Below are 11,738 nucleotides of genomic sequence, written 5' to 3' on the forward strand. Positions count from 1 at the left end.
GCGTTATGAATTTGAACAGTTTGTGAAGACCTTCACATTAGGCTTTATTTTTATAAAAATCGGAGTAGAATAGGAATCAAGTAAGAGGTTGTTATAAAACAGTTTTCAAAAGTATCACGATTTTAGTGGTTGTTATATTACAAAAACATAAACATATTTGAAGGGAGATTTTACGATGTGGGTTATTACAGTATTTGAGAAAAAGGACGTTCGTATTTTTGAATACACAAATAAAAATGAAGCAACAAAAGCTTTAGGTGGATTTAAGAAAAACGCCATATTATCTTTCACAAAATAAGCTAACTAAAAACTCGTAGCCATGTCTAAATTGGTTACGAGTTTTTATTATGTGGAAAAACAAAATGATAAAGAAATCTTTGTGAACGTTGTGACGCTTTAAATGATGATGATTTCCGTTCTGAGCTACTAGCTATGCTGTGGACGAACATCGAGCTGATAAACAAGTTGCTGCCGCTACGTTAGCATTGCGCTTTCGCACAAAAAACATTGTTGCTGTCGCTTCGCTTTCGCACAAAAAACATTGTTGCTGTCGCTTCGCTTTCGCACAAAAAACATTGTTGCTGTCGCTTCTCTTTCGCACAAAAAACATTGTTGCTGTCGCTTCTCTTTCGCACAAAAAACATTGTTGAAGTTTCGTTTTATAACTATAAATTAGAGTGACATAATAAGTGTAAATGGTTGATTGGAGTGGAGACTGGACGCCCCCAGGAAAGCGCCCAGTCGGAACGGAAATCAACCGCTCGTTGTGCCGAAGGGCTACTTTATGACACCAGTTAAAGAATCCTCATTCCAATGAACCCTAACATACGCGCAAATAGGTCACTATGATTTTAATAATTCTTTATGCCAATACATAGCATTTACTTGCTCTTTATTTTCATGCGTATTATAATGAAACTATAAGTGGGACACAATTTTATACAGTGGGACAAAATTTAACCCATCATTATCAAAAAGGGAGTAGATGAATATGTTATCTGTACCTGAGGCACAGCAAAAGCTACTTCCAGAAATATATCCGCTTCTTCAATCAAGATATCGTATTTTGCAAACAGTTCAGCTAATGCAGCCAATTGGGCGTCGAACACTTGCAGATTCACTTAAAATGACCGAACGAGAAATTCGTAAAGAAACGGATATTTTACGTGAGCAAGGGTTATTAGATTCTCTAAAATCGGGTATGGTATGTACAGACGACGGTGAAGTAGTTATTGAAAAACTAAGAGCACTAGTCTATGAATGGTCTGGTCTTACACAGCTAGCTAAATTTCTGGAAAATCATTTTGGCTTACAGCGCGTAATTGTTGTTCCAGGTGATTACAATGAAGACGATACGGTATTAACATTGCTTGGAAAAGAGGCGGCACATCAATTTATATCAACAAGCTTTGATGGTCAGATAGTAGCTGTTACGGGTGGAAAGTCGGTTGCATCCATCACGCAATTCTTACATCCAGCTGATACACACAACATTACATTTGTTGCTGCACGTGGAGGCATTGGACATGAAATGCAAATGCAAGCTAATACACTTGTCTCGACCTTCTCCATGCAGATGGATGCACAATATCGTACCTTGTTTTTACCTGAGCATTTAAGTGAGCAGGCTTATCAAGCGATGTTAACAGAGCCAATGGTAACTGAAATGATGGATTATTATGATCGTGCAGATTGTGTCATTCATGGTATTGGCTCGGCAGAGGAAATGGCTGTTCGTCGTAATTCATCACCTGAGGATTTGCGGATTCTCGAAGAAAAGGGAGCAGTTAGTGAAGCATTTGGCTATTATTTCAATGCGGAAGGCGAAATTGTACATCGAATTCGAACAATCGGTATTCAGCTTGAGCAAGTTCAAAGAAGTAAGCAAGTCATTGCAGTTGCTGCCGGTCAACAAAAAGTGAAGGCCATGCTATCGTACTTTAAGGTAGCACCAAAGCAAACAATTTTTATAACGGATGAGGCAGCTGCAAAAGCGATCGCTGAAGGATTACCTTCTTATAAATGAATACACCATCTTTAGAGATGGAAAAAGTAATAGGTAACTCGTAGCTCAGCGGGTGCAATAACACCCTCTGAATGAGGATAAAAGCAAAATCTATAATTTAAACATTATTGGAGGAATTGACAATGGCATTAAAATTAGCGATTAATGGATTTGGACGTATTGGACGATTAGTATTTCGTGAAGCATTGAAACACGATGAATTTGAAGTGGTTGCAGTAAATGACCTAACAGATGCTGGTCAGCTTGCACACTTATTGAAATATGATTCAGTACACGGTATCTACGATGCTGATGTTTATGCAGAAGGCGATTCTTTTGTAGTAAATGGACAAAATATTAGAGTTTATGCTGAAAAAGATCCGTCTAATTTACCTTGGGGTGAGCTAGGTGTAGATGTAGTACTTGAATGTACAGGTAGATTCCGCTCAATGGAAGAGGTAGGCAAGCATATTCAAGCAGGTGCTAAAAAAGCAATTCTTTCAGCTCCAGCGAAGGGTGACATGCCGACATTTGTAATGGGTGTTAACCACGAGGACTATAACCCAGACACAGATGACGTTATTTCAAACGCTTCTTGTACAACAAACTGCCTAGCACCAGTAGCTAAAATACTTGATGAAAAATTCGGTATTGCGCGCGGTATGATGACGACAATTCATTCTTACACAAACGATCAACGTATCCTTGACTTCCCGCACTCTGATCCACGTCGCGCACGTGCTGGTGCAGTGTCAATGATTCCAACAACAACGGGAGCGGCAGTAGCGGTTTCAAAAGTATTACCTCAATTAAAAGGTAAATTAGATGGCTTCTCTATGCGTGTACCGACACCAAACGTGTCATGTGTTGACTTAGTAGTAGAGCTAAAATCAGAAGTAACAAAAGAATCGATTAATGCTGCATTAAAAGAAGCTTCAGAAAACGAGCTTAAAGGTATTTTAGGATATAACGAACTACCATTAGTTTCAATTGACTACAATGGTAACCATAACTCTTCAACTGTAGATGGACTTTCTACAATGGTATTAGAAAATAGTATGGTGAAGGTTCTAGCATGGTATGATAACGAAATTGGTTATTCTACTCGATTAATGGACTTAGCTTTATATATCGCAGAAAAAGGATTAGATCATAAATAAGTATCATAATTCGACATTTGAAGTAAAAAGTGTGACATAATACCGCTTTTTACGCACAAAAAGTATAGCCTTTATAATATCTAAAAGATATAATATACAAGGGTAATGAGAGTAAGGGAAATTTACCCTTACTCTTTTTTTATACGTTATATAAGTAAGTGTGCTTTTCTCATGAATGGTTATGCTAATGCAAGACATCGAACAAGACTTTTGCTACTATTAAAAACAAGTAAAAGGGTACTTTATCAATAGTTGGGTGATATTAGCTTTAAAGCTTGTCGAATAGGATCAATTCAACAAAATGATGATAGACCGAATAATTTTATCTAATACAGTATAAGTTAGTGAATGATGTGAGGAGCCAAGATGGGTGAATCCAAGGAGTTCACGACTAAAAACTTTGAAGGGGGTTTCTTCATGTTAAACAAGAAGACGATGAAAGATATTGATGTAAAAGGCAAGCGCGTATTTGTACGTGTTGATTTTAATGTACCGATGGCAGATGGTGTGATTACTGACGAAACACGTATTCGAGCAGCAATCCCTACAATTGAATATTTGGTTGAGCAAGGTGCAAAAGTAATTTTAGCCTCTCACTTAGGACGTCCAAAAGGTGAAGTAAAAGAAGATATGCGCCTAACTGCAGTAGGGGTTCGTCTAGCTGAATTAATGGCTAAACCTGTTACTAAATTAGATGAGTCAATTGGTCAAGTTGTAGAAGAAGCTGTTGCAAACATGCAAAATGGCGACATGATTCTACTTGAAAATGTACGCTTCCACGCTGGCGAAGAGAAAAATGATCCAGCATTAGCAGAGCAATTTGCAAAATTAGCGGATGTTTATGTGAATGATGCGTTTGGTGCCGCTCACCGTGCACATGCGTCAACAGAAGGAATTGCAAAGCACATACCAGCTGTTTCTGGTTTCCTTATGCAAAAGGAATTAGATGTGCTAGGTAAGGCATTATCTAACCCAGAGCGACCATTTACAGCAATTATCGGTGGTGCCAAAGTTAAAGATAAAATTGGTGTTATTGAAAGCTTATTAGAAAAGGTAGATCACCTAATTATCGGTGGCGGTCTATCATTCACATTCATTAAAGCGCAAGGCTACGATATCGGTAAATCTTTATTAGAAGAAGATAAAATCGACCTAGCAAAATCCTTTATTGAAAAAGCGAAAGAAAAAGGCGTGCAATTACATATGCCAGTCGATGCAGTTGTCGCAAATGAATTTTCAAAAGATGCAGAAACTCAAATTGTAGGTGTAGATGCGATTCCAGCTGATTGGATGGGCTTAGATATCGGTCCGAAAACAGCTGCGAATTATGCTGAGGTTATTAAAGATTCTAAATTAATTATTTGGAATGGACCAATGGGTGTTTTTGAAATGGATAAATTTGCGAATGGTACAAAAACTGTAGCTGACGCAATGGCAACAACAACTGGTTATACAGTGATCGGCGGTGGAGATTCTGCAGCAGCAGTCGAAAAATTTGAAGTTGCCGATAAAATGGACCACATTTCAACTGGTGGCGGTGCATCACTTGAATTAATGGAAGGTAAAGAGCTTCCAGGAATTGTGGCATTAAACGATAAATAAAACAATTTGGGAGGCAAAACGATGCGTAAACCAATTATTGCAGGTAACTGGAAAATGTATAAAACATTTGAAGAGGCGATCCAGTTTGTCGATGCTGTACAGGACAAACTCCCTTCAAACGATAAAGTAGACGCTGTTGTTTGCGCACCAGCACTTTATCTACCTACACTTGTGCAGGTTGCTAGTGAATCAGAGCTAGCCATTGGCGCACAAACGATGCATTATGAAAACGAAGGTGCATTCACTGGAGAAATTAGTCCAGCACAGCTAGCAAGTGTGGAAGTAGACTATGTTATTTTAGGACACTCTGAACGTCGTGAATACTATAATGAAACAGATGAAGCAATCAATAAAAAGGTTGCTGCAGCACTTGCACATAATATCGTACCAATTATTTGCTGTGGTGAAACGCTTGAGGAACGTGAAGCGGGAACTACAGAACAAAAGGTTGCTCGTCAAATTACAGCGGCTCTTGCTGGTTTTGAGGCACAAGAAGTGGAGCATATGGTAATCGCCTATGAACCGATTTGGGCAATTGGTACGGGTAAAACGGCTACTGCAGAAGATGCTAACCAAGTATGCGGAGCAATTCGTGCAGTCGTTCAAAAATTATATAACGCTGAAACAGCCGATGCAGTACGCATTCAATATGGCGGTAGCGTAAAACCTGAAAACATTCAGGAATTATTATCAAAAGAGCATATCGACGGCGCTTTAGTCGGTGGTGCAAGCTTACAACCAGAATCTTATTTAACATTATTGGAGGCGGCAGCAAATGCCTAAAAAGCCAGTAGCTTTAATTATTTTAGATGGCTTTGCATTTCGTGATGAAACTTTCGGGAATGCAGTAGCACAAGCAAACAAACCTAATTTCGATCGTTTTTGGAATGAGTTCCCGCACTCAACATTAACTGCGGCAGGTGAAGAGGTAGGTTTACCTGATGGTCAAATGGGGAATTCTGAAGTTGGACATCTGAATATCGGTGCTGGGCGTATTGTTTATCAAAGCTTAACACGCTTAAACAAATCGATTCGTGAGGGGGATTTCTTTACGAATACAGCATTTTTGGATGCAATAGCGCATGCTAAAGCGCATCAATCGAAGCTTCATGTTATGGGCTTACTTTCAGATGGTGGCGTACATAGCCATTATGAGCATATGTTTGCACTATTAAAGCTTGCTAAACAACAAGGTTTAGACAAGGTATTTGTACATGGTTTCTTAGATGGTCGTGATGTTGGACCAAAAACTGTTTTAGAATATATTGAAGAAACAGAAAAACAAATGGCGGAAATTGGCGTAGGTCAATTCGCTTCCGTTCATGGTCGTTACTATGCGATGGATCGTGATAAACGCTGGGATCGTGTAGCCCTTACTTACAATGTACTAGTGGATGGTGTTGGTCAAACAGCTGACAGTGCAAGAAGTGGTGTCGCAGAATCATATGAGCGTGATGTAACAGATGAATTTGTCATTCCATTTAACATTCAAGAGCATGGGGAGCCAGTGGCAACGATTGACGATAACGACGCTGTTATTTTCTTTAATTTCCGTCCTGATCGTGCCATTCAACTGTCAAAAGTATTTACTAATAGTGAGTTTGATGGTTTTGCTTTATCAGCGAAACATCCACAAAATTTAAAATTTGTGTCATTCACACATTATAGTGATGAAGTAAATGCTCAAGTTGCCTATGCAAACGACAACTTAAAAAATACGATTGGCGAAGTGCTAGCTTCTAATGGTAAAACACAGCTTCGTATTGCAGAAACAGAAAAGTATCCTCATGTGACATTCTTTATGAGTGGTGGTCGTGAGGAGAAATTTGAAGGTGAAGAGCGTATTTTAATTGCATCCCCAAAGGTTGCAACATACGATCTAAAGCCTGAAATGAGTGCCTACGAGGTAACAGAAGCATTGCTTGCAGAGATTGCGGCTGATAAATTTGATGGGATCATACTTAATTTCGCTAACCCAGATATGGTTGGGCATAGTGGAATGTTAGAGCCAACGATTAAAGCCATTGAAGTAGTCGATGAATGTCTTGGTAAAGTAGTAGATGCACTCCTTGCAAAAGGTGGCGCAGCTATTATTACAGCTGACCATGGTAACTCTGATGAAGTTCTTACTTTAGTAGGGGAGCCAATGACAGCTCATACAACAAATCCTGTTCCAGTAATTGTGACAAAACCAAATTTAATGTTAAGAAATGGTGGCATTTTAGCCGATTTGGCGCCTACCATGTTAGAATTATTAGAGGTGTCACAACCTTCTGAAATGACAGGACAATCATTAATTGAAAAAGAGGAGAATTAATTATGCCATTTATTACACAAATTTATGCGCGCGAAGTTTTAGACTCACGTGGGAACCCAACAGTAGAAGTTGAAGTATTTACAGAATCAGGCGCTTTTGGTCGCGCTATCGTGCCATCAGGTGCATCTACAGGTGAATACGAGGCAGTAGAATTACGCGACGGTGACAAATCACGTTACCTAGGTAAAGGTGTATTAAAAGCAGTTGAAAATGTAAACACAATCATTGCAGAAGAGTTAGAAGATAACTATTCTGTTCTTGACCAAGTAGTGATCGACAAAGCTTTAATCGAGCTAGATGGCACAGAAAACAAAGGTAAATTAGGTGCCAACGCCATTCTAGGTGTATCGATGGCAGTTGCACATGCTGCGGCAGATTATTTAGATGTACCTCTTTATCAATACCTTGGTGGGTTTAACTCAAAACAACTACCAGTACCAATGATGAACATCATAAATGGTGGCGCTCACGCTGACAACAACGTAGATATTCAAGAATTCATGGTAATGCCTGTAGGCGCAGAATCATTCCGTCATGCATTACGTATGGGTGCTGAAATCTTCCACAACTTAAAAGCAGTACTTAAAGCTAAAGGCTATAATACAGCTGTAGGTGATGAAGGTGGTTTCGCTCCAAACCTTGGTTCTAATGAAGAAGCCATTACTGTAATTTTAGAAGCAATCGAAAAAGCTGGCTATAAACCAGGTGAAGAAGTAAAACTTGCAATGGACGTTGCTTCATCTGAATTATTCAATAAAGAAGATGGCAAATATCACTTAGATGGTGAAGGTGTTGTCAAAACTTCTGAAGAAATGGTTGACTGGTACGAAGAGCTTACAAATAAATACCCAATCATCTCAATTGAAGATGGCTTAGACGAAAACGACTGGGCTGGACACAAATTATTAACAGATCGCATTGGCGCTCGCGTACAATTAGTAGGCGACGATCTATTCGTAACAAATACGAAAAAATTAACAGCTGGTATTGAGCAAGGTGTTGGCAATTCAATCCTTATCAAAGTAAACCAAATCGGTACGTTAACAGAAACATTTGAAGCGATCGAAATGGCAAAACGCGCTGGTTACACAGCCGTTATCTCACACCGTTCTGGTGAATCTGAGGATGCAACTATTGCTGATATCGCAGTGGCTACAAACGCTGGTCAAATTAAAACAGGTGCTCCATCTCGTACAGACCGCGTAGCTAAATACAACCAACTTCTTCGCATTGAAGATCAACTTGGTGCAACAGCTGAGTACCTTGGTTTAAAATCTTTCTATAACCTTAAAAAGTAATATTTTTGAGCGAAAATGCTTTTGAACTTAGTAATATACGGCTTTTTTGAGCAAGCTGAACTATGTTGTACATTTAAGTAAATTTAGCAATACTTATGTATTGTTTCAACCTCTGATTTATAAGTGTGATAAACACTTATAGATTGGGGGTTTTTTTGTGCTCATTAAAGATTTGTTGAAAGAATTTACATTCGAATTACAGATTAAAAATTATTCAAGCAGAACAACAGAAACTTATAATTACAATACAACTCACTTCATTCAATATTTGGACGAGTTTCATGAGGTGAATGAAATTGAAGACGTTTCTACAGTTCATGTAAAAAAATATATTCAACATCAATTAAATCTTGATAAAAAGGCGACTTACATTAACACTGTAATTAAATCGTTGAGGTCGTTTTACCGTATTTGGTGGCAGAAGAGTATGTCACGTTAAACATCATGGCACGCACCAACCATTAGCAAATAGGTAATACACCATTTCTGGTTCGAAAATTCGCTTCGTGTTATCTTTCTTCATTTGACAATTCACCTTTTTTGAATATTAATTTTCAATTATTTTAAGTATCCACGCGATCCCAATTCTTTTTGAACTAATATTTCAAGCGCTTGTGATTCACTGCGTTTCATATCGTTTGCATTGGTATGTTGACCTGCTCGGAACACTGTTCCTAGCAGATACTTGATGAGTTTACTGAACACGTCAGTTACCAGATGTATTAAGTATTGGTCATTTTTGGAGGGATTTTTGGTTACATCAAATTCAGTAATCAAATAGACAAACCTGCTCCCGAAAAAGAAAAAGCAACTGTTGAACATGACGGAGTAGTGCTTGAAGATAAAATTGTTACAAAAGAAGAATTGTTATATCCTAACAATTTAATAGAGCACAAAGTGAACGAAGCCATTCATAGCATGTCTCATCAAAAAGTTGAAGCTAAAGTAAAATGGGGTCACACGCAAATAACACAGGCTAAAGTTGACCGATTGTTAGCTGTTGTCAAAATGAACGATTATAAATATAAAGAACTTTACATTTCAATATTGGAGAGATGGTCGAAAGGTGATTTTTCTCAAGCAATTGATGACCACAATTCCATTTGGGAGATGCAAGGAGGTGACGAGTCAAGAAATTCAGGAAAAGCAACTCGTTTATTGACTGACGAGGAAGAAAAAGAATATGTAGAACACAATTTAACATATGACTTATATGATAAATAGCGTTGTTATAATGTGAATTAACACAACATGGATTGAATTATTAATATTCGGTAGTATGTGAACTATGTAATATCATAACTTTATAAATCAGAGAATTGTTCAAGAAAGGCTGATAAATCAAGGTTTGAGTTGAAATGAATCAAGCACTACAGACCGCGTAGCTAAATACAACCAACTTCTTCGCATGGAAGATCAACTTGGTGCAACAGCTGAGTACCTTGGTTTAAAGTCATTCTATAATTTAAAATAATCATGGTTAGCTGCTATTATTCAGTAGCTTCACGGACATCGCCTCAAAGGTATACAAATACTTTTGAGGCGATTTTTTTGTTGCTCGGGTTATCCAAGAAGGTAGGGCAGAAAAGAGCGAGAGTCCCTAAGAGAACTGCTCTGGCAGGATAAAACCCCCACTATAATTAAAGTGCACCGTATATGCCCTTGAAATTAGGTTTACTTTTCAGTTATTTTTAATTTTAATAAATAGACAAGATGGTCATCATCTATCATTTTTTTTACTTCAATCTCGTCCTGTAAGTCGTATGTTCGTATAGAGTTTCCTTTTGATTCTCTGTATACTCCCAGTAAATAGGTTTCATTTAATTCTAATTTTACTGTTTCATCTCCAATTGCATAGTCCCATCCACTAATACTAGCAACAGATTGAGATTTGTCGATTTTCTGAGGAGTTGTTTTAACACTTGGCCCATAAAGAAAAGCAAGAGATTTATCGTCAGCATTGATGATGCCAAGTCCTATATTACCTTCCTCTACTTTCTTTGGACTTAGCCCATAGGAAAGTGCGATTAATGATTTAGACTCCAATTGTCCATCTTTGTAACTTTCAACCCAAAGGTCAACCCAATTTTTATCGGCATTATTTAATTTGAAATCAAAGTCGAATACTATCCCTAAATGTAATTCTTCAAAAGTAGTCACATATTCAGAATCCGTGTTAATTGAAATAGTCGCTAACTCTGTATCCTTTTGATTAGCACAACCTGAAAGCAATAACAAAAGTAATGTTGATACGATACTAAAAATTTTTCTCAATACATCAACCTCGCCTTTTATGAATTGACTGCCCCTTATTAATGAAGGCAACTTATTTTATATATTATTATTCGGCAAATATTGTAAGTGAACCTTGTACTGCTTTTAACGGAATGGATGCATTTTTTTCGTTTGTCCATCTTTAGATGACCCAGTGAAATTGGATTTACTTTTTCTAGTTTCAGAGCTATGCAAGTGCAGTTGTTCGCCCGTTATTATATAGTTAAAAAGGTTAGAAAATGGCTCATCACCAAAAGTTGTGGATGACATTTGTTAAGACGTATGCTTTGTATATTAGTTGATTGGAGTGGAGACTGGGCGACTCCTTGGGGATTAGCGTCACAGATGAGACCCTGAGGCCAACACGATGTTGGTCACGAAGGCATTGTCACAGGACGTGACGAACTTAGCCTTCGTTCCTTTAGCGAGTGAAGCGGCTCATCGGACGCCCCCAGGAAAGCGCCCAGTTGGAACGGAAATCAACCACACGTTATGGTGATGATCCTAGAAAATGGAGAATACAATACTGAAAGGAAAGTGGAAACTATGAAAGTTCTTGAAACAGAACGACTCACGCTTCGCTTACAAACAACAGAGGATGCGGATTTTATCCTTGAGCTAGTGAATGATCCTTCGTGGCTGCAGTTCATTGGTGATCGTGGTGTGAGAACAGTAGAGGATGCACGTGAATATATATTGAATTCAATTAACATGTATGAGAAATCTGGCTTCTGTTTTTATTTAGTTGAAAGAAAAGAAGATAATATCCCGCTTGGAATTTGCGGTTTAGTTAAAAGAGATTCGCTAGAAGATGTGGATATTGGCTTCGCTTTTCTCCCTACGTATTGGGGAAAAGGATACGCCTATGAAGCCGCTTCAGCAGTATTATCATATGGTCTAGATACACTAGGACTAAAGCGTATTGTAGCGATCACAACTCAAGATAATTACGCTTCAGCAAAGTTACTCGAAAAGGTAGGCTTGAAGTTTGAGAGATTAGTCCAACTTTCGAATGATGAAGAAGAACTAAGACTCTTTTCATTAGATAGAAGCACAGTATAAAAAAGAGACAGTCTTTCGTG

General features: G+C 38.1%; 13 protein-coding genes and 1 pseudogene. 12 read left to right on the forward strand and 2 right to left on the reverse strand.

Going from position 1 to position 11,738, the window contains the following annotated elements; genetic code table 11:
* The first annotated feature begins 175 nt into the window (after positions 1–175).
* Complete coding sequence (locus ACB089_RS03715; protein WP_263297453.1) at positions 176–298, forward strand: hypothetical protein; 123 nt, start codon at positions 176–178, stop codon at positions 296–298.
* 132 nt (positions 299–430) lie between these two features.
* On the opposite strand, the gene ACB089_RS03720 is transcribed toward ACB089_RS03715, so the two are convergent.
* A complete protein-coding gene (locus tag ACB089_RS03720) occupies positions 431–610 on the reverse strand; it encodes a hypothetical protein (protein ID WP_374965344.1) in 180 nt (59 codons plus the stop codon).
* Between the two features lie 381 nt (positions 611–991).
* Here ACB089_RS03720 and ACB089_RS03725 point away from each other — a divergent pair, with 381 nt between their 5' ends.
* The 9 genes and pseudogenes from ACB089_RS03725 to ACB089_RS03765 form a co-directional block, all read left to right on the forward strand.
* Positions 992–2,026: a sugar-binding transcriptional regulator gene (locus ACB089_RS03725; RefSeq protein WP_374965345.1), complete on the forward strand. Its 1,035-nt coding sequence runs from the start codon at positions 992–994 to the stop codon at positions 2,024–2,026.
* Positions 2,027–2,148: 122 nt separating this feature from the next.
* Positions 2,149–3,165, forward strand: a complete 1,017-nt coding sequence (gene gap, locus ACB089_RS03730; protein WP_374965346.1) for a type I glyceraldehyde-3-phosphate dehydrogenase — start codon at positions 2,149–2,151, stop codon at positions 3,163–3,165.
* A 417-nt stretch (positions 3,166–3,582) separates the two neighbouring features.
* Complete coding sequence (locus ACB089_RS03735; RefSeq protein WP_374965347.1) at positions 3,583–4,767, forward strand: phosphoglycerate kinase; 1,185 nt, start codon at positions 3,583–3,585, stop codon at positions 4,765–4,767.
* 21 nt (positions 4,768–4,788) lie between these two features.
* Positions 4,789–5,550, forward strand: coding sequence for a triose-phosphate isomerase (gene tpiA, locus ACB089_RS03740; RefSeq protein ID WP_068986837.1), 762 nt, complete (start codon positions 4,789–4,791; stop codon positions 5,548–5,550).
* A complete protein-coding gene (gpmI, locus tag ACB089_RS03745; RefSeq protein ID WP_374965348.1) occupies positions 5,543–7,084 on the forward strand; it encodes a 2,3-bisphosphoglycerate-independent phosphoglycerate mutase in 1,542 nt (513 codons plus the stop codon). Before tpiA ends, gpmI begins: the two co-directional genes overlap by 8 nt.
* A 2-nt stretch (positions 7,085–7,086) precedes the next feature.
* Positions 7,087–8,382, forward strand: a complete 1,296-nt coding sequence (gene eno / locus ACB089_RS03750; RefSeq protein ID WP_374965349.1) for a phosphopyruvate hydratase — start codon at positions 7,087–7,089, stop codon at positions 8,380–8,382.
* 157 nt (positions 8,383–8,539) lie between these two features.
* Positions 8,540–8,821 (forward strand): site-specific integrase, encoded by a 282-nt coding sequence (locus tag ACB089_RS03755; protein ID WP_374965350.1) that lies wholly within the window; start codon positions 8,540–8,542, stop codon positions 8,819–8,821.
* Between the two features lie 290 nt (positions 8,822–9,111).
* Positions 9,112–9,606: a DUF6241 domain-containing protein gene (locus ACB089_RS03760; RefSeq protein ID WP_374965351.1), complete on the forward strand. Its 495-nt coding sequence runs from the start codon at positions 9,112–9,114 to the stop codon at positions 9,604–9,606.
* Between the two features lie 142 nt (positions 9,607–9,748).
* Positions 9,749–9,856, forward strand: a pseudogene (locus ACB089_RS03765) (hypothetical protein); the annotation flags it as partial.
* Positions 9,857–10,056: 200 nt separating this feature from the next.
* On the opposite strand, the gene ACB089_RS03770 reads toward ACB089_RS03765, so the two are convergent.
* Positions 10,057–10,656 (reverse strand): hypothetical protein, encoded by a 600-nt coding sequence (locus ACB089_RS03770; RefSeq protein WP_374965352.1) that lies wholly within the window; start codon positions 10,654–10,656, stop codon positions 10,057–10,059.
* A gap of 367 nt (positions 10,657–11,023) precedes the next feature.
* Between ACB089_RS03770 and ACB089_RS03775 the strand changes: the two genes are divergently transcribed.
* Entirely contained in the window at positions 11,024–11,155 is a 132-nt protein-coding gene (locus tag ACB089_RS03775) for a hypothetical protein (protein ID WP_374965353.1), read from the forward strand.
* A 47-nt stretch (positions 11,156–11,202) separates the two neighbouring features.
* Positions 11,203–11,718 (forward strand): GNAT family N-acetyltransferase, encoded by a 516-nt coding sequence (locus ACB089_RS03780; protein ID WP_374965354.1) that lies wholly within the window; start codon positions 11,203–11,205, stop codon positions 11,716–11,718.
* The last annotated feature ends 20 nt before the right edge of the window (positions 11,719–11,738 follow it).

Origin of the sequence: Lysinibacillus sp. RS10 (assembly GCF_041956855.1) — a bacterium.
Classification (GTDB): Bacteria; Bacillota; Bacilli; order Bacillales_A; family Planococcaceae; genus Lysinibacillus; species Lysinibacillus xylanilyticus_A.

Coding starts and splice junctions, on each gene's coding strand:
- ACB089_RS03715 (WP_263297453.1), top strand. CDS start 176: ATGTGGGTTATTACAGTATTTGAGAAAAAGGACGTTCGTATTTTTGAA.
- ACB089_RS03720 (WP_374965344.1), bottom strand. CDS start 610: ATGTTTTTTGTGCGAAAGAGAAGCGACAGCAACAATGTTTTTTGTGCG.
- ACB089_RS03725 (WP_374965345.1), top strand. CDS start 992: ATGTTATCTGTACCTGAGGCACAGCAAAAGCTACTTCCAGAAATATAT.
- gap (WP_374965346.1), top strand. CDS start 2,149: ATGGCATTAAAATTAGCGATTAATGGATTTGGACGTATTGGACGATTA.
- ACB089_RS03735 (WP_374965347.1), top strand. CDS start 3,583: ATGTTAAACAAGAAGACGATGAAAGATATTGATGTAAAAGGCAAGCGC.
- tpiA (WP_068986837.1), top strand. CDS start 4,789: ATGCGTAAACCAATTATTGCAGGTAACTGGAAAATGTATAAAACATTT.
- gpmI (WP_374965348.1), top strand. CDS start 5,543: ATGCCTAAAAAGCCAGTAGCTTTAATTATTTTAGATGGCTTTGCATTT.
- eno (WP_374965349.1), top strand. CDS start 7,087: ATGCCATTTATTACACAAATTTATGCGCGCGAAGTTTTAGACTCACGT.
- ACB089_RS03775 (WP_374965353.1), top strand. CDS start 11,024: ATGTTGGTCACGAAGGCATTGTCACAGGACGTGACGAACTTAGCCTTC.
- ACB089_RS03780 (WP_374965354.1), top strand. CDS start 11,203: ATGAAAGTTCTTGAAACAGAACGACTCACGCTTCGCTTACAAACAACA.